This is a genomic window from Microbacterium pseudoresistens (genome assembly GCF_013409745.1).
In the GTDB taxonomy this organism is placed as follows: Bacteria; Actinomycetota; Actinomycetes; order Actinomycetales; family Microbacteriaceae; genus Microbacterium; species Microbacterium pseudoresistens.
In genome coordinates this window covers 1,150,709-1,167,830 of record NZ_JACCBH010000001.1, presented here as the reverse complement: position 1 = coordinate 1,167,830, position 17,122 = coordinate 1,150,709, and the positions used below count along the sequence as shown (strand labels likewise).

The 17,122-nt window shown below is 68.8% G+C and carries 17 protein-coding genes; 6 read left to right on the top strand and 11 right to left on the bottom strand.

Annotation, left to right across the window (positions count from 1 at the left end; genetic code table 11):
• Positions 1-146: 146 nt before the first annotated feature.
• Together BKA02_RS05735 and BKA02_RS05730 are read right to left on the bottom strand one after the other, a co-directional pair.
• Positions 147-1,199, bottom strand: a complete 1,053-nt coding sequence (locus tag BKA02_RS05735; protein ID WP_179432106.1) for an LLM class flavin-dependent oxidoreductase — start codon at positions 1,197-1,199, stop codon at positions 147-149.
• 172 nt (positions 1,200-1,371) lie between these two features.
• Complete coding sequence (locus BKA02_RS05730; protein WP_343045359.1) at positions 1,372-2,904, bottom strand: class I SAM-dependent methyltransferase; 1,533 nt, start codon at positions 2,902-2,904, stop codon at positions 1,372-1,374.
• A 188-nt stretch (positions 2,905-3,092) separates the two neighbouring features.
• On the opposite strand from BKA02_RS05730, the gene BKA02_RS05725 reads away from it, so the two are divergent.
• From BKA02_RS05725 to trxA, 5 genes are all read left to right on the top strand, one after another.
• Entirely contained in the window at positions 3,093-5,300 is a 2,208-nt protein-coding gene (locus tag BKA02_RS05725; protein WP_179432104.1) for a DUF6049 family protein, read from the top strand.
• On the top strand, positions 5,297-6,913 hold the full coding sequence (murJ, locus tag BKA02_RS05720) for a murein biosynthesis integral membrane protein MurJ (RefSeq protein ID WP_179432102.1): 1,617 nt from the start codon (positions 5,297-5,299) through the stop codon (positions 6,911-6,913). Before BKA02_RS05725 ends, murJ begins: the two co-directional genes overlap by 4 nt.
• Entirely contained in the window at positions 6,910-7,569 is a 660-nt protein-coding gene (locus tag BKA02_RS05715; RefSeq protein ID WP_179432100.1) for a YigZ family protein, read from the top strand. The genes murJ and BKA02_RS05715 overlap by 4 nt, the downstream gene beginning before the upstream one ends.
• A gap of 257 nt (positions 7,570-7,826) precedes the next feature.
• On the top strand, positions 7,827-8,801 hold the full coding sequence (gene trxB / locus BKA02_RS05710; RefSeq protein WP_179432098.1) for a thioredoxin-disulfide reductase: 975 nt from the start codon (positions 7,827-7,829) through the stop codon (positions 8,799-8,801).
• 93 nt (positions 8,802-8,894) lie between these two features.
• A complete protein-coding gene (gene trxA / locus BKA02_RS05705) occupies positions 8,895-9,218 on the top strand; it encodes a thioredoxin (protein WP_179432096.1) in 324 nt (107 codons plus the stop codon).
• A 99-nt stretch (positions 9,219-9,317) separates the two neighbouring features.
• Here trxA and BKA02_RS05700 read toward each other — a convergent pair whose 3' ends face one another.
• From BKA02_RS05700 to rpmH, 9 genes are all read right to left on the bottom strand, one after another.
• Positions 9,318-9,653, bottom strand: a complete 336-nt coding sequence (locus BKA02_RS05700) for a tryptophan synthase subunit alpha (protein ID WP_179432094.1) — start codon at positions 9,651-9,653, stop codon at positions 9,318-9,320.
• A 34-nt stretch (positions 9,654-9,687) separates the two neighbouring features.
• Positions 9,688-10,659, bottom strand: coding sequence for a ParB/RepB/Spo0J family partition protein (locus BKA02_RS05695; RefSeq protein WP_179432092.1), 972 nt, complete (start codon positions 10,657-10,659; stop codon positions 9,688-9,690).
• Positions 10,659-11,591 carry a ParA family protein gene (locus BKA02_RS05690; protein WP_179432091.1) on the bottom strand — a complete coding sequence of 311 codons (933 nt, stop codon included), beginning with the start codon at positions 11,589-11,591 and terminating at the stop codon, positions 10,659-10,661. The genes BKA02_RS05695 and BKA02_RS05690 overlap by 1 nt, the downstream gene beginning before the upstream one ends.
• A 416-nt stretch (positions 11,592-12,007) precedes the next feature.
• Positions 12,008-12,655 carry a 16S rRNA (guanine(527)-N(7))-methyltransferase RsmG gene (gene rsmG, locus BKA02_RS05685; RefSeq protein ID WP_343045358.1) on the bottom strand — a complete coding sequence of 216 codons (648 nt, stop codon included), beginning with the start codon at positions 12,653-12,655 and terminating at the stop codon, positions 12,008-12,010.
• Between the two features lie 76 nt (positions 12,656-12,731).
• Entirely contained in the window at positions 12,732-13,214 is a 483-nt protein-coding gene (locus tag BKA02_RS05680) for a Jag family protein (RefSeq protein WP_179432089.1), read from the bottom strand.
• A complete protein-coding gene (gene yidC, locus BKA02_RS05675) occupies positions 13,211-14,311 on the bottom strand; it encodes a membrane protein insertase YidC (RefSeq protein WP_179432087.1) in 1,101 nt (366 codons plus the stop codon). Before yidC ends, BKA02_RS05680 begins: the two co-directional genes overlap by 4 nt.
• Before the next feature lie 3 nt (positions 14,312-14,314).
• Positions 14,315-14,665, bottom strand: a complete 351-nt coding sequence (gene yidD, locus BKA02_RS05670) for a membrane protein insertion efficiency factor YidD (protein ID WP_179432085.1) — start codon at positions 14,663-14,665, stop codon at positions 14,315-14,317.
• On the bottom strand, positions 14,662-14,997 hold the full coding sequence (gene rnpA / locus BKA02_RS05665) for a ribonuclease P protein component (protein ID WP_179432083.1): 336 nt from the start codon (positions 14,995-14,997) through the stop codon (positions 14,662-14,664). The genes yidD and rnpA overlap by 4 nt, the downstream gene beginning before the upstream one ends.
• Positions 14,998-15,000: 3 nt before the next feature.
• Positions 15,001-15,138 (bottom strand): 50S ribosomal protein L34, encoded by a 138-nt coding sequence (gene rpmH / locus BKA02_RS05660; RefSeq protein WP_036304730.1) that lies wholly within the window; start codon positions 15,136-15,138, stop codon positions 15,001-15,003.
• 118 nt (positions 15,139-15,256) lie between these two features.
• Between rpmH and dnaA the strand changes: the two genes are divergently transcribed.
• Positions 15,257-16,834, top strand: coding sequence for a chromosomal replication initiator protein DnaA (gene dnaA, locus BKA02_RS05655; protein WP_370467848.1), 1,578 nt, complete (start codon positions 15,257-15,259; stop codon positions 16,832-16,834).
• The last annotated feature ends 288 nt before the right edge of the window (positions 16,835-17,122 follow it).

Sequence of the window (17,122 nt, the reverse complement as noted above, 5' to 3'; positions counted from 1 at the left end):
GAGCACGAGGAGTTCATCGGGATCCTTGTCGAACTCGCGCTTCGCCTCGTCCTGCGCCACCACTTCGGGAGGAGAACTCCGGTTCGGGAGGAGATGTGGAGCAGAATGCTCGTCCCGAGGCCGCGTCGTCCTCCCGACAGGGTGCATCACACGGGGTCGCCGGTGACCGGGCCCTCCGTGTTCGGCCGCCAGCCGAGGGCGGGGGCGACGTGCTCGGCGAACGCCTGCAACACGTGCAGGTTGTACTCCGGGCCCAGCTGGTTGGGGATCGTGATCATGAGGGTGTCGGCGGCCATGACCGCCTCGTCGTTCTTCAACTGCTCGATGAGCGCATCCGGCTCATCCGCATAGGTCTTGCCGAAGGTCGAGCGGTGCCCGTCGATCACGCCGATCTGGTCGCCGCTCTCCGCCGAACGCAGGCCGAAGTACGCGCGGTCCTGATCGGTGACGAGCGGGAACACGCTGCGGCTCACCGACACCCGCGGGGCACCCGTGTGGCCGGCCTCCTTGTACGCGGCGCGGTACAGGTCGATCTGCTCGCGCTGCAGCTCGTGGAACGGCTGGCCGGTGGCCTCCGTCACGAGCGTGGAGCTCATGAGGTTGAGCCCCTTGCGGCCGGTCTCCTCGGCGGTCGCCCGCGAGCCCGAACCCCACCAGATGTGATCGCGCAGCGTCTCGGACCGCGGCTCGACGGCAAGATACCGACCCTCGCCCACCTGACGCGGATCGCCCTGCACGACGCCCGCGCCGTTGATCGCTTCGAGGAAGAGATCGAACTTGTCGCGGGCGAGGTCCGCTCCCCGCGGATCCTCCGACCCGGTGTACCCGAAGGCCTCGTAGCCGCGCAGCGCGGTCTCCGGTGAACCGCGGCTGATGCCCAGCGCGATCCGCCCGTCGGCGATGAGATCGAGCGCGGCGGCCTCCTCGGCGAAGTACAGCGGGTTCTCGTAGCGCATGTCGATGACGCCCGTACCCACCTCGATCCGCGTCGTCGTCGCCGCCATCGCCGACAGCAACGGCATCGGAGACGCGGACTGGCGAGCGAAGTGATGCACCCGCACGTACGCGCCGTTGACGCCGATCTCGTCGGCGCCCTGCGCGATCTCGATCGTCTGACGCAGCATGTCGCCCGCCGTACGAGTGGCAGAGCCGGGCATATCCGCGTAATGCCCGAAAGAGAGGAATCCGAAAGCCTTCACGATCTATGCGAACGCATGGAACTGATCCCGCATTCCCGGGATGCCCGCGCCAGCCCGACCCGCATCCATCGCGAGTGCGCGGCTTGTCGCCGAGTGCACGGCTTCTTCACGGAAACAACCCGTGCACTGGGGGATATGCCGTCCAGTCGGGGAGGGATCACGGGCGCCGTGTTCACGACGCCGGAAGAAGGAAGCCGTCGATCATCAGGGCGCGGATGCGGGGCTCCAGCTCCGCCCACAGGTCGGCGAGCGGCACCTCGAACAGGTCAGCCAGCGCCGCGACGATCTGCGCGACCGTGAGCTCACCGTCGCACGCCCCGACGAACCCGGCGAGCGCGGGATCCACGGCGACGGTGCGCCCGAATCCGCCGCCCTGGTGCAGCTCGATCACGCTCGGCGCATCCTGCCCGGGCATGTGGTGCCGAGCCTCGGTGACGTCGCTCGCGACGACGAGCCGCTCGGGCATGCCGCCGGCGAGCAGATCGTGCGCCCGCAGGCCCGTGGCGAAGGCGCGCCCGGCGCTCGACACGGGCTGCTCGACGTGTTCGAGGCGGCGCAGCGGCGCGGGCGTCCTCTCGGACGCTCCCCCGGATTCGGGGGCGGGAGGCCGGCGCAGCAGCACGTATCCGAACCCGATCTCCGTCACCCCGCGCGCGGCGAAGTCGTCGCACCAGGCATCGAGGAGCGGTTCGAACGTCTCCTCGCGCGGCGTGGTGCCGCCGTCGCGGATCCACAGCTCCGCGTAGCGCAGGGGGCTGAGCGTCTCACGCTCGACGACCCACGCATCCAACTCGGGGGCGATCCACGACTCCAGCCGGTCGCGGCCGGGCACACCGTCGCGCGTCTCCCAGTTGCCGAGCAGCTGCGCGGCGCCGCCCGGATTGAGGTGGGCGGGCGCCCGCCGCACGAACTCCTCGACCAGCGCATCGCCGATGAGACCGCCGTCACGGTACTCGTACGCCGTCACCTCCTCGACGCGAGGGGTGATGACGAATGGCGGGTTGGAGACGATGAGGTCGAACGACTCCCCCGCCACCGGCTCGAACATGCTCCCCTGACGGAAGTCGATGTTGTGCACGCCGGCCAGCTCGGCGTTCAGCTCGGCGTACGCGAGCGCGCGGGCGGAGATATCGGTGGCCACGACGCGCCCCGCGTGGCGGGCGACCAGCAGGGCCTGGATGCCGCATCCGGTGCCCAGATCGAGCGCCCGATCGACGGCGGCGGGCATGACCAGCCCCGCCAGCGTGCGCGTCGCACCGCCGACACCGAGCACGTGGTCGGCCGGCAGCGCGGTGCCGAGGGCCGTCTCGTCGAGATCGCTTGCGATCCACCACTCGCCCACGCCGTCGACATCGACGAACGACTGCGGGCGCACGAGCGCCGCCGGAACGACCTGCGCACCATCGCGGTAGGCGAGACCGAGAGCCTCCAGCCCGTCGATGCCCGTGCGCGGCAGCGCTGCGGCGACCGCGTCGGCCGGCTGCGGCATCCCGAGCACGAAGAAGCGCCCGAGCACGGCGAGCGGGTCGTCGCGCTCGCCCAGCGCCGCCAGCAGCGGCGAGCGCATGCCGCGGGCAAGGGCGTCGTCGGCCTCGGCGCCCCAGGCGGCGCGCAGCGGGTCGGAGCGCAGGTCGGCGGCGTCGAGGTCGGCGGCGAGGGCGGCCGCCCGCACGGCGTCGGGCCGGGGGATGAGGTGTCGGAGCACGGCGACACTCTACGCGGCGAGCGGGCGCACGGCCGGCGCGCGCACCCGGGCCGGCCCCCGTACGCCTCCAGGGTTCCCGGGGGTGCGACGCCTAGAATCGCAGGGATCGGCATCCGCGCGCCTTCGCGCCCGGCGGCCGCCGCCCGCCCTCCAGGGCACCGATCCACGAACGGCACCGACGACAACCCATGACAGCGAACCCTCCCGCGCGGCGCACGCGCGCACGCCGGCGCCGCGTCGCGCGCACGCTGCTCGCCGTCGTCGCGGTCGGGGCGGGAGTGCTCGGCGGTGCGGCGCTGCCCGCGGCCGCCTCGCCCGTCTCGGCGGCCGCGGATCCCACCCCCACGCCGGCCGCTGCCGCCCAGGCCGTGACCACGACTCTCGTCCCCGACGCCCTGGGCGCCTACGCGAGCGGTTCGCCGCTGAGCTCCACCCTCACCATCGACAACACCGGATCCACGGAACTCGCCGCCGGCACCGTGCGCCTCGAACTGGGCCGCACGGCGCTCGCCGACCGGACCGCCGTGCGCGCATGGCTCGAGGCGGATACGGCCGACGCCGGCGACGCGCACGACGTCGCCCCGCCCGTGCTCGCGCCGCTCGGCCTCACGGATGCCGACGCCGTCGCCCCCCAGAGCACCTCTTCGGCCATCATCCTCGTGCCCGCCGCCGAGGTGGGCGAGCTCGCCCCCGGTGTGTACCCGCTGCGGGCGACGTACACCGCCGCTGCTGCCGACAACGGCGGCGCGGCGGTCTCGAGCACGGCGTCGAGCGTGCTCGTGGTCGGCGGATCCCGTCCCGCGGTGACGACGATCGTGCCGATCACGGCCACCCCCGCCGGCCCGCTGCTCACCGCCGACGAGCTCACCGCCCTCACCGGCCCCCGGGGCGCCCTGACCACCCAGCTCGACGCCGTGACCGGCACGGGCGCCGTGCTCGCCCTCGACCCGCTCATCCCCGCCGCGATCCGTGCCCTCGGCGCCACGGCCCCCGGTGAGGCGACGGCCTGGCTCGACCGGCTGGAATCGCTGCCGAACGACCGGTTCGCGCTGCAGGCCGCCGATGCCGATGTCGCCGCGCAAGCATCCGCCGGGCTCGATACCCCGCTCGGGCTCGACACCCTCGACCCGCTGCTGAACCCGCAGAACTTCTCCGCCGACGCCGACCAGCCCGCCCCCAGCCCGTCGACGGCGCCGTCGGACGTCGCCCTCCCCACCGTCGAGCAGCTCACCCGCATGGGCGCGGCGACGTGGGGCATGTTGTGGCCGCGCGGCGACGTCTCGGCCGACGACCTCACCCGCCTCGCCGCGTACAACGGCGAGGCGGACCGCCCGGCCGTGACGATCCTGCCCTCCACATCGTTCGCCTCCGGCGCCGGGGATGCGGCGCTGTCGGGCCGCGGCGAGGTGGGAGACGCCCCCGTGCTCGTCACCGACGCGGCCGTGTCGGACGCGCTGAGCCGTGCCGCCGGAGCCGCCGACCCGGCCCCGCGCGGATCGGCTCTCACCGAGGCCGCGGCGCTGCTGTGGTTCGCCGACCCCGCCAGCCCCGTGCTCGCGGGCCTCGACCGCGACGAGGCGCGCAGCGGCCCGGGTCTGTCAGCGGCGATCACGGCGTTCGGCGACGCGCGGCCCGCCGCGCTCGCCGAGGCGCTCGCGGCCGAACCCGTCGCGCTCGAGGTGAGCAGCGCATCCGCCGCCGACCGCGCCGAGGCCGTGGGCCGGCTGCTGCAAGACGAGCAGCGCATCGGCGAGTTCGCCACCATCCTCGACGATCCCGCCCAGCTCACCGTGCGCCAGCGCATCAGCGGGCTGCGCCTTCTCGCCGTCGGCGCGAACCGCACACCCGAGGCCTTCGCGACGGCGCTGCAAGACATGCACGACACGACGCTGACGACGCTGGATGCCGTGGGCCTGCAGCCCTCGAACCCCATTCTCATCAGCGCGAACGTCGACGTGCCCGTATGGCTGCGCAACGACCTCCCCTACCCCGTGCACGTACGACTGCACGCCGAGCCGAGCGACGCCCGCATCGACGTGCAGAGCGAGACCGACGTCGACGGCCAGCCCAGCGGCACGACGCAACTGAAGGTGCCGATCGAGTCGCGCATCGCCAGCGGCGAGGTCGATCTCGAGATGCGGTTGACAAGCCTGACGGGCATCGCCATCGGCAGCCCGCAGGTCGCCCGACTCACCGTGCGCGCCGAATGGGAGGGCATCGGCCTCAACGTGCTCGGCGCGGTGGCCGTGCTGCTCATCGGCGGCGGGATTCTGCGCACCGTGCTGCGCCGGCGGCGGGTCGCGTCCGACGACGACGACGCGCAGGATGCCGAACATGCCGATAACGGCATAGACGGCGAAGTCACCACGGAACAGGGCCCCGGAGCCGCGGGATGAGCGGTCTCGCCCGCGCCAGCGCGCTCCTCGCCGCCGGCACCCTCGTCTCGCGGATCACGGGTCTGCTGCGCACCATCGTGCTCGTCGCCGTCATCGGCGCCAATGCCTCAGAAGCCGCCGACGCCTTCGGAATCGCCAACCAGCTGCCCAACGACGTCTTCTCGCTGATCTCGGTCGGCGTGCTCACCGCCGTGATCGTGCCGCAGATCGTGCAGGCCACCGCGCACAAGGACGGCGGCAACGCCTTCATCTCGAAGTTCTTCACCCTCGGCACGGTCGTGCTGCTGGCCGCGACGGCCGCCGCCATGCTCGCCGCCGGTCCTCTCGTATGGCTGACCCTGGGCCACCGTCCCGCCGAGCAGCAGGCGCTCGCCGTCGCCTTCTCGTACTGGTGCCTGCCGCAGATCTTCTTCTACGGCCTCTACGCGCTCGTCGGCGAGACGCTGAATGCCCGGCGCATCTTCGGACCCTTCACCTGGGCACCGGTGGCGAACAATGTGATCTCCATCGCAGGGTTCCTCCTCATCAACGCGATGTTCCACGGCCCGCTGGAGCAGGTCGGGCAGTGGACGCCCGATCGCATCGCCTGGCTCGGCGCCACGGCCACGCTGGGCATCGTCGCGCAGGCGCTCATCCTGCTCGTCTTCTGGCCGCGCACCGGTCTCGCCCTGCGGCCCGACTTCCGCTGGCGGGGTGTGGGCCTCGGCACCGTGGGAAAGCTCGCCGGCTGGACGATGCTCATGGCGCTCGCAAGCCTCACCGCCGGCATCATCCAGCACAACGTGGCCTCGGATGCCTCGGGCGACGCCCCCTCGATCACCGTGATGCTCAACGCGTGGCTCATCTTCATGCTCCCCTACTCGGTGATCGTGCACTCGATCGGCACCCCGTACTTCACCCAGCTCAGCGAGCATGCCGCAGCAGGGCGCGACGACGACGTGCGCACCGACATCGGCCGCAGCATCCGCATCCTCGGCTTCTTCCTCATGGGGGCGACGGCGGCCGTCGTGGCCGCAGCCATCCCGGCATCCCGCGTGTTCGTCGTGCTCGGCACCGACGCCCCCCCGGCCGCGCTCGTGCTGCTCGCATACCTGGTCGGGCTCATCCCGCTGGCGGTGCTGTTCATCATCCAGCGCACCTTCTACGCCTACGGCGACACCCGCACGCCGTTCTTCTTCACGATCTTCCAGTGCGTGCTGATCGTCGCGACCGCGTTCGGCGCGAAGGGTCTGCTGGATGCCGGGGTCATCCCGCTCGAGGCGCTCGCGGCCACGATCGCGCTCGGACAGTCGCTGTCGAGCACCGTGCAGACGATCGTGGCGACATGGCTGCTGCACCGCCGCCTCGGCACGGTCAGCGCGGCGAACTGGCTGGGCGGTCTGCTGCGGTTCGCGTTCGGCGCGGTGCCGGCCGCAGCAGCCGGCTGGGGGGTGTTCCTGCTGCTGGGCGGCACGAGCGGATGGACGATGCAGAGCCAGCTGTCGGGCGCGATCGGTGCGGCGATCGTCGGCGTCGCCACCCTCGTCGTGTACCTTGGCGTGCTCGCCCTCGTCCGCACCCCGGAGCTCGGCGCCGCGAAGGGGCTTCTCACGCGCTTCCTTCCCGGACGGTGAGCGCGCGGGAGCGCTCGTATCCGAGCACGATCGCCGCAGCGGTGACGCGCGAGCTCGTCGAACGCAAGTCACGATTCATCGCGCACATCGCCCCGATCGCGTCCGTCGACGAGGCCGATGCCGTGATCGCGCAGGAGAAGAAGCGGCTCTGGGATGCGCGGCACCACTGCTCGGCCATGATCACCGGCGTTCTCGGCGATCATGCCCGCTCGTCCGACGACGGCGAGCCCTCGGGCACCGCGGGCGTGCCGATGCTCGAGGTGCTGCGCCGCCGCGAGCTTACCGACGTCGTGGCCGTGGTGACGCGCTACTTCGGCGGGGTGAAGCTCGGCGCGGGCGGTCTCGTGCGCGCCTACTCCACCGCCGTGTCCGACGCGCTGGATGAGGCGGTGATCGTGCACCGCCGTGCCCTGCGCGAGATGCGGGTATCCGTTCCGCACGCCGAGGCGGGCCGCATCGAGAACATCCTGCGCGACTGGGCCACCGCCCACGACGCCCTCCTCGACCCGCCCGTCTACGCGGCCGAGGCCCTCTTCACCCTCTGGGTTCCCGCGCAGACCACGGATGCGCTGACGGCCGCCATGGCGTCAGCGTCTTCCGGGTCGCTCACTCCCCTGCCCGGCTCCACCCGCATCCTCCCCTCCTCCCGCACCTGACAGCATCCTCGCCACTTCTCCTCCCACCTACGCCGGCCAAAGGCTCGGCGTCAGGGTCGGGGGATGCCGGCGGAGCGAGCATCGGGGTGCCCGCGCAGCGGGCGGGGCCCCGCTCTGCGAGCGCAGCCGGCATCCCCCGACCCGCCCCACCCCCGCTCTCGACCACACACCGAAGAGCGAGCACTGTGGACGTCCACGCCGCACAGGAATGCCCCACGGCTACCATGTGTTGAGGCAGTAGAACGCGAGGAGAAGCAATGCGTCAGGTCATCATCATCGGCTCCGGCCCCGCCGGGTTCACCGCGGCGATCTATGCGGCACGGGCGAACCTGCAGCCGCTGCTGATCGCGAGCTCCGTCGAGGTCGGCGGTGAGCTGATGAACACGACCGAGGTGGAGAACTATCCGGGCTTCCCGGAGGGCATCCAGGGCCCGGATCTGATGGCGAAGTTCCAGGAGCAGGCCGAGAGGTTCGGCACCGAGGTGCTGTACGACGACGTGACATCGCTGGATTTCGACGGTCCCGTGAAGTCGGTGACGCTGGGCAGTGGCGCGACGCACGAGGCTCACACGGTCATCTATGCGACGGGTTCCGCCTACCGCAAGCTGGGCGTGGAGGGCGAGGAGCGCCTGTCCGGCCACGGGGTGTCGTGGTGCGCGACGTGCGACGGCTTCTTCTTCCGCGAGAAGACGATCGCGGTCGTCGGCGGCGGCGACTCGGCGATGGAGGAGGCGACGTTCCTCACGCGGTTCGCGAGCAAGGTGTACGTCATCCACCGCAAGGACGCCCTGCGGGCGTCGAAGATCATGCAGGAGCGGGCGTTCGCGAACGAGAAGATCGAGTTCGTGTGGAACAGCGTCGTCGAGGAGATTCTCGGCGAGAACGAGACCACGGGCGTGCGCCTGCGCAATACGGTCGACGACACCGTGTCGGAGCTGCCGCTGGAGGGTCTGTTCGTCGCGATCGGCAACGACCCGCGCACGCACCTCGTGCACGACAAGCTCGACCTGACCCCCGAGGGCACGATCTGGGTCGACGGTCGGTCCTCGCGCACGTCGGTTCCCGGCGTGTTCGCGGCCGGCGACGTCATCGATCCCACCTACCGCCAGGCCATCACGGCGGCCGGTTCGGGCACGGTCGCGGCCCTGGATGCCGAGCACTTCCTCGCCGACATCGCGGACACATCCGTCGAGAAGCCCGCAGCCGAGTCCGCCGAGGTCATCACCGCCTGACCGCCACGGGAACAGTTCACCGCGCATCCGCGTTGCACTCCCGTGAGCGGACCACCACTCACTCACAGAACAACTCATCGAAAGAGGAGAGTCATGACCGCCAAGGCAACCAGCCAGGCCACGTGGGAGCAGGATGTGCTCCAGGCCGAGGGCCCCGTTCTCGTCGACTTCTGGGCCGCATGGTGCGGTCCGTGTCGCATGGTGGCGCCCGTTCTCGATGAGATCCAGGCCGAGAACGCCGACAAGATCACCATCCTCAAGCTCAACGTCGACGAGAACCCGGATCTGGCGATGAAGTACCAGGTCACCTCGATCCCGGCGATGAAGGTCTTCCAGGGCGGAGAGGTGGCGACGACCATCATCGGCGCCAAGCCCAAGTTCGCGCTCGAGCAGGATCTCGCCGCGTTCCTCAGCTGATCTCACTCGTTGCAGAACCCGTCTCGCTTCGGTGCGGCGGGTTCTTCGCGTTTCTGACGACGTTTCACGTGAAACACGAGTGGCCCACTCCGGGCGCGATCAGGCGGGACGCTCGCCGACGATCCGGTCCCAGCGGCGGTGAGACTCGTGCTGACCCAGCAGCCGCCACACGATCGGGGTGAGCTCGGGATAGTCGAGTCCGATGCGTCGCATCAGTTCGTAGTGGCGGGCGGCGTCGATGCGCCCTCCCCCGCCCTCCGCGATCGCATCCGCGCGCAAGAAGTGCACGACGAGCTCATCGACCGTGGGGAGGTCTTCCATGAAGTCCCACGGATCCTCGCCGGAGCGCAGCCGTTCGTGCACGAGCACGGAGCGTTCATCCGACGCTTCGGCGCGCAGCACTTCGAGGCTCGCACGCCTGGTCGATTCGCTCACCCGACAAGCCTACGCGGCCTTGGGTGGCGTGGACTCACCGCGTGCCGTACTCCTCCTCGCCCAGTTCGCCGAGGATGCGATTGAGGTCCTGGATCGACGCGAAATCGATCTTGACCTGGCCTTTTCTTGCACCCAGGGTGATCTGGACGCGGGTGTTGAGCCGGTCTCCGAGCTTGCCCGACACCTCGTCGAGGTACGCCCGCCGCGCGCCGGCCTGGGGGCGTGCCACGGTGCCCGTCGACCCCGCCGACGCGATGCTCTTCGCCGCCTCCTCGGTGGCGCGCACCGACAGATCCTCGTTGACGATCTTGTCGGCGAGTCGCTGCATGTGCTCGGCATCGCTGAGCGAGAGGATCGCGCGGGCGTGACCGGCGCTGAGCACCCCCGCGGCGACGCGCTGCTGCACGGGCACCGGAAGCTTGAGCAGCCGGATGGTGTTGCTGATCTGCGGGCGGGACCGGCCGATCCGCGTGGCCAGCTGATCCTGGGTGATACCGAAGTCGTCGAGCAGCTGCTGGTAGGCCGAGGCCTCTTCCAGAGGGTTCAGCTCGGAACGGTGTAGGTTCTCGAGCAGGGCATCTCGCAGCAGGTCTTCGTCGGCCGTGTCGCGGACGATGGCGGGGATCGCCGTCAGGCCGGCCTCACGCGCGGCACGCGTGCGCCGCTCCCCCATGATGAGCTCATACGAGCCCTCGCCGTTGCGGCGCACGACGACGGGCTGCAGCACGCCGAACTCGCGCACGCTGTGCACCAGCTCGGCGAGGTCGTCTTCGTCGAAGTGCGTGCGGGGCTGGCGCGGGTTCGGCACGATGTCGTGCGGATCGATCTGGATGAGGTGGATGCCGGGGACCGCGGCGAGGTCGGCCTCGGGAACCTCGGCGACCGCCGCATCGGTCTTGCCGATCTTGCCCCCGGGGAAGAACACATCGACGGGTCGTTCGGCCTGGTCTCCCGTGGGGATCAGGGCGCCGATCCCCCGCCCCAGTCCTGTGCGCTTGGCGGCCATCAGTTCCCCTTCCCCTCGGTGTCGGTGCGCGGTGCGCGTCGAGCGATCTCGACGGCAGCTTCGCGATAGGCGATCGCCCCGACGGACTGTCCGTCGTAGGCGATAACGGTCTGGCCGAAGCTGGGTGCCTCGGATACGCGGACGGAGCGCGGGATGACGGTGTCGAGCACCTCATCGGTGAAGTGTCCCCGCACCTCGTCGGCCACCTGCTGGGCGAGCCGGGTTCGCCCGTCGAACATGGTGAGCAGGATCGTCGAGAGGCGCAGCGTGGGGTTCAGGTGCTTCTGGATCATGCGGATGTTGCCGAGCAGCTGACTCAAGCCCTCCAGCGCGTAGTACTCGCACTGGATCGGGATCATCACCTCGGTCGCCGCCGTGAACGCGTTGATGGTGAGCAGACCCAGCGAGGGAGGGCAGTCGATGATGACGATGTCGACGTCGTGCTCCGACAGGTACTCCTGCAGTGCCGTGCGCAGTCGGTGCTCGCGCGCCACCTGCGAGACGAGCTCGATCTCTGCTCCAGCGAGGTGGATCGTGCTCGGGAGGCACCAGAGGTTGGTTGACTCCGGACTCACCTGCACGGCTTCAGCGATGGGCATCTCGTCGATCAGCACGTCATAGACGCTGGCGGTGTCCGCCGTGTGCGGCACCCCGAGGGCGGTGGATGCGTTGCCCTGCGGATCGAGGTCGATCACGAGCACCGTGGCACCGAGATCCGCCATGGCCGAGGCGATGTTCACCGCGGTGGTCGTTTTGCCGACGCCGCCCTTCTGGTTCGACACCGTGAAGACCCGCGTCGCCCCATCGAACCGCACCGACACCCCCTCCAACGCCTTGCGTCGTGCGGTGAGGTCCGCGAGTTCACGAGCGAGAGGTGTGTCCGCACCGAATCCCGGCGTCGAAGTCTGCGGGGACCGTTTCACGTGAAACATCCACTCCTTGAAGATCGGGGATAGACGGCACAAACGAGGCCGCGATGCGCTCCTCTACTCTAATCGCGCCCACCGACCCCACAGAACAGACGACCGCCCGACACCCCATGTTTCACGTGAAACATCTCCCAACCAACCACAAAGGCACGAGCCGACGCCCCAGGAACCCGCCCGCCTCACTGACGGCACGAGCATCCCGCATCACCGAGGCCGCAAGCGTCCGCGTCACCGAGGGCGCAAGCACCCCGCGTTACTGAGGGCGCAGGGATCCGTTCTTGTGGTGCATCGGGGTGAAGGGGCCCCGCTCTACACCACAAGCACGGATCCCGAAGCCCGGACCCCGAACCACCAGCCAGGACCCGAATCTCGAGCCAGGACCCCAGAACCTCGAGCCCGCGCACCAAGCCCGAACCGCGCTAAGCCCGAACAACCGCCCGAACAACCCGCGTTGTCTCCGCGAGTACGCCCTCCCCCAGCACCTCCACACGTACGTCACTCAGGTCGAACCGCCGCACGACCTTCTCCGCTGCCGCGATCTCCTTCTCCGCATTGATGCCCTTGAGCAGCACGAGCTCGCCCCCGTGCGTGACGAGCGGAGCGGTGAGGGGAATGAGGGTGCGCAGGGCACTGACGGCCCGCGCGGTGACGACGTCGAAGGACGCCTTCATCGTGACGTCTTCTGCGCGAGAGCGCACGATGTCGACGTTGTCGAGTCCGAGTGCGGCGACTTGTTCGGTGAGCCAGGTGATCCGGCGTTCCATGGGTTCGATGAGCGTGAAGCGAACGTCGGGCCGTGCAATGGCGAGCACGATCCCGGGAAGGCCTGCGCCGGATCCGATGTCGGCGACGAGTCCGTGCATGAGCGGGGCGGCGATCGCACTGTTGAGCATGTGCCGAGTCCACAGACGAGGAAGCTCGACCGGGCCGATCAGGCCGCGCTCCTCCCCCTGCTCCACAAGGGCGCGGGTGAACGAGCGTGCGAGCTCGATCCGATCACCGAAGATCTCGGCGGCAGCCGCGGGTTCCGGCTCACAGTTCTGCGGCTCGCGGTTGGGCAGAGTCACCGCACGACCTTCCTTCTCGGTGTCATCCGTATCCCGTGCCTCCCGGTCGATGTTTCACGTGAAACATCGACCGGTGTCACGCGCGGCGGATGACGGTGTGTCGGCCGGATCCCTCGCCGTATGACTCTGAGACGAGCCCGCGTTCGGCGACGATGTCGTGCACCAGCTTGCGCTCGTAGCTCGACATGGACGGAAGCGACGCCTGCGTCGATCCCTCGTCCAGCCGGGCGATGGCCGCGTCCACGAGACGCTCCAGCTGCTGGCGACGCGCGTCCCGCGATCCGCCCACGTCGAGGATCAGGCGGGAGTACGCACCGGTCTTGCTCTGCACGGCGAGACGCGTGAGCTCCTGCAGCGCCTGCACGGCATCCGGGTCGGAGATGGTGCGCAGAGCATCGTCGTCGGCGTCGACCGACACGTACGGACGCCCCTGCTTCACATCGAGCGTGAGGTCGCCATCGATGTCGGCGATGTCGAGGAGTCCCTCGATGTAGTCCGCCGCGACGTCACCCTCGTGCTCGAGCTCCTCGACCGTGCGAGTGATCTCCTGCTCGCTCATGCTCCGCTCCCCTTCGACTCGTCATTCGTGGAACCGTCGTCGTCTGTCGAGTCCTTCTTCTGCTGACCATCCCCGTTCGATGACGACTGGCCCTGCTTCTTCGCGCGCTTCTTGCTCATCGGCTGCTGTCGCTTGGGCGTCTGGGCCTTGGCCTTCTCGGCCTCTTCGAGCAGGCGCTTCTGCTCGGCCTCGTAGACGGCCATGGCAACGACCTTGCCCGAGGAGTCGATGGCCTTGCCCTTACGGGCGAGGCGCTCTTCGCGGGCCTTGGCAGCGTCCGATCCGGGCGTCGGCATCTCGCGGAGCACGAGGAACTGCTGACCCATGGTCCACAGGTTGCTGACGAACCAGTAGATGACCACGCCGAGCGGGAAGAACACACCCGAGAAGACGAAGCCCAGCGGCAGGACATACATCATGATCTTCTGGATCTGGTACGCCTGGCCGGTCTTCGCCTCGGGCGAGAGGTTCTTCGAGACGATCTGCAGCTGCGTGTAGAACTGCGAGCCGATCATCAGGATCACGAGCACGACGAGGATGCCGACCGTGAGCTCCCATCCCGAGGGCTTGGTGTTGACCGCGTCGATGAGGCTGGTGTGCAGGGGAGCGACGCCGAACAGCGTCGCATCGGAGAACTGCTTGGTGAGCTCCGTGCTGAGGATGCCGACGCCGCCGATGCCCGCCTCGGCGTGCTTCTTCACATCGCTGAGCGTGTAGAACATTCCGAGCAGGAACGGCATCTGCACGAGCAGCGGAAGGCAGCTCGACACCGGGGTCGTGCCGTGCTTCTTGTACAGCGCCATGGTCTCGCGGCTCATCGCCTCTCGGGAGAGCTGATCGCGCTTTCCCTTGTACTTTTCCTGAACTTTTCGCAGTTCAGGGGCGATTTCCATCATCTTGCGCTGGCTCTTGATCTGCTTCACGAACAGCGGGAAGACGCACAGTCGGATGACGATGACGAGGCCCACGATGGAGAGCACCCAGGTGAGTCCCGCATCCGGAGCCATGCCGAGGGTGGTGAGGAGCCAGTGCCAGCCGACCAGGATCAGTTCGACGACGAACTTGAACGGCCACATGACTGTGCTGATCAGATCCACGGATCAGTCCTTTCGAGCGGGGACCACGAATCCCCGGGGTGTGAGGGCGTGAGGGAAGTTCTTGTGCGGGCGCACGTCGTCGACGCCGCCTCGCGTCCACGGGTTGCATCGGAGGATGCGCCAGGCCGAGAGCGCCGCACCCTTGACGGCGCCGTGCTGCTGCACCGCACCTACAGCGTAGGCGGAACACGACGGGTAGTACGCGCACACGTCGCCGTACAGCGGCGATATCACGGCGCGGTACGCGGCGAGGACGCCGAGTGCGAGGTTGCGCGGGATGAGCGGCACCGCGCGCAGCGCATCCTGGGCGTGCAGGTGGGAGGTTCCGCGAGCGGATGCGGGCAGCGCGCTCACGCCGTGCTCCGGGCGAGCACGCGGTGGACGTCGCTCAGCAACTCGGAGAACGGGGCCGACGCCGCGGCCGGGTTCGCGCGGATGACGACATCGGTGCCGTCGGGAAGGGTGGGCAGGCACCGCAGGCAGACGTCTTTGAGGCGGCGGCGCACGGTGTTGCGCACCACGGCGTTGCCGACCTGCTTGCTCACGATGAATCCGAACCGAGCGGGCCGGTTCTCCCCCGTGAAGAGCACGGAGATGACGACCCGTGCGCCCCCGAATCGCCGCCCGCGACGAACCACCGTGCGGTAGTCGTCGCCGCGTACGAGCCGATTCGGGCGCGCGAGCACGGCTTACGCCGAGAGCTCGGTGCGGCCCTTTCCGCGGCGAGCCGAGAGGATGGCGCGGCCGGCGCGGGTGCGCATGCGGGCGCGGAAGCCGTGCTTCTTGGCACGACGTCGGTTGTTGGGCTGGAAGGTGCGCTTGCTCATAGGAATACTCCGGAAGGGCTGTCACCGGGATCGCTGCGGCCGGAGACGGTGGACAAAAGACTGCCGATTAGGCATAAGTCAACCGATTAAGGCTACGACGTCGCGGCCCGCATCGCAAATGCGCAGGGCCGGTCCGCGACATTATCCACAGGATGCGTCGAACACGGCGGATGACACGCGCCGCATGGTTCCGCCGCAGGTTGCCCTGCGAGCCCTCTCTCATCTAGCGTGGACAAGCAGTTATCCACAGCCGATCGCGCCCTCGATCCGCCGCCATTCCGAGAGCATCCGGAGCACCATGTCGTCACCCGCGCAGCCCGAGGTCCCCGTCTGGAACGTTCTCCTGGACGCCCTTGCTTCCGACGACCGGGTCACTCCTCAGCTGCACGGCTTCCTCAGTCTCGCCGTCCCCGCCGGGGTCATGGGTTCCACGCTCTACCTCGACGTTCCCAACGACCTCACCCAGGCGCAGATCAACAAGCGGCTGCGGCTGCCCATCATGGAGGCGCTCGGCGAGATCGGCGACGACGTCACCTCGTTCCGCGTCGTCGTGAACCACGAGTTGGCCGAGCAGCAGACGATGCCGATCTCGATGCCCGACTTCACCGGCACCCGCGCCGAGTCCGCGCGGGTGGAGTCCCCCATCGAGCAGCCCACGCCCATCCGCGACGAATCACGCCTGAACGCCAAGTACACGTTCGACAACTTCGTCATCGGCCAGTCGAACCGCTTCGCGCATGCCGCAGCGGTCGCCGTGGCAGAAGCTCCGGCCAAGGCGTACAACCCGCTGTTCATCTACGGCGACTCCGGGCTGGGCAAGACGCACCTCCTGCACGCCATCGGCGACTACGCCAAGTCGCTGTATGCGGGCGTGCGCGTGCGGTACGTGTCGAGCGAGGAGTTCACGAACGACTTCATCAACTCGATCGCCAACAACCGCGGGGCCGCGTTCCAGACCCGCTATCGTGACGTCGACATCCTCCTCATCGACGACATCCAGTTCCTGCAGGGGCGTGCCGAGACGCAGGAGGCCTTCTTCCACACCTTCAACACGCTGCACGATCACAACAAGCAGGTCGTGATCACCAGTGATGTCGCGCCCAAGCACCTCACCGGGTTCGAGGATCGGATGCGCAGCCGCTTCGAGTGGGGCCTCATCACGGATGTGCAGGCGCCCGACCTCGAGACCCGCATCGCGATCCTGCGCAAGAAGGCGCAGAGCGAGGCGCTGCACATCCCCGACGAGGTGCTGGAGTACATCGCCACGGTCGTCTCGTCGAACATCCGCGAGCTCGAGGGTGCGCTCATCCGCGTCTCGGCGTATGCGAGCCTCAACCGCTCGAACCTCGACATGGCGCTTGCCCAGACCGTGCTGCGCGACATCGTGGACCAGGCCGAGGACAACGTCGTCTCGCCGACCGACATCATCACGGCCACCGCGGCCTACTTCAAGCTCACCGTCGACGACCTGTACGGCTCGAGCCGGTCGCAGCAGATCGCCACCTCGCGTCAGATCGCGATGTACCTGTGCCGCGAGCGCACGAGCCTGTCGTTGCCGAAGATCGGTCAGCTCTTCGGCAACCGCGACCACACGACGGTGATGTACGCATACAAGAAGATCAGCGAGCTCATGAAGGAGCGCCGCTCGATCTACAACCAGGTGACCGAGATCACCGCGCAGCTCGGTCGCCGCTGACCCGCGTCATTCTGCGCCTCAGAGCGCTTTCGAGCCCGTCGCGATGCCTCTGCTCCCTTGTGGATAACCTGTGGATAGTGCGCAATCGCCACGGCGTGGAATCCCCAGAGTCGGCCATCTCCTGTGGATAACCGTCAGGGCATCCGCCGGAAGGCATCCCTCCCGATCCCACTGTTTCCGCAGGGAATCCACATCTCACACGGATGTAGTTCCCTAGAGCGACATGGAATCCCCAGGGTTATCCACATTCTCCACAGGTGTTAACACTGTTAAGGACTTAACCCGGAG

What these genes read in the sequence shown, in the direction of transcription:
- dnaA (WP_370467848.1), top strand. Translation starts at nt 15,257, where the DNA reads ATGCGCAGGGCCGGTCCGCGACATTATCCACAGGATGCGTCGAACACG.
- BKA02_RS05725 (WP_179432104.1), top strand. Translation starts at nt 3,093, where the DNA reads ATGACAGCGAACCCTCCCGCGCGGCGCACGCGCGCACGCCGGCGCCGC.
- trxB (WP_179432098.1), top strand. Translation starts at nt 7,827, where the DNA reads ATGCGTCAGGTCATCATCATCGGCTCCGGCCCCGCCGGGTTCACCGCG.
- rpmH (WP_036304730.1), bottom strand. Translation starts at nt 15,138, where the DNA reads ATGAGCAAGCGCACCTTCCAGCCCAACAACCGACGTCGTGCCAAGAAG.
- trxA (WP_179432096.1), top strand. Translation starts at nt 8,895, where the DNA reads ATGACCGCCAAGGCAACCAGCCAGGCCACGTGGGAGCAGGATGTGCTC.
- murJ (WP_179432102.1), top strand. Translation starts at nt 5,297, where the DNA reads ATGAGCGGTCTCGCCCGCGCCAGCGCGCTCCTCGCCGCCGGCACCCTC.
- BKA02_RS05680 (WP_179432089.1), bottom strand. Translation starts at nt 13,214, where the DNA reads ATGAGCGAGCAGGAGATCACTCGCACGGTCGAGGAGCTCGAGCACGAG.
- BKA02_RS05695 (WP_179432092.1), bottom strand. Translation starts at nt 10,659, where the DNA reads ATGGCCGCCAAGCGCACAGGACTGGGGCGGGGGATCGGCGCCCTGATC.
- BKA02_RS05690 (WP_179432091.1), bottom strand. Translation starts at nt 11,591, where the DNA reads ATGTTTCACGTGAAACGGTCCCCGCAGACTTCGACGCCGGGATTCGGT.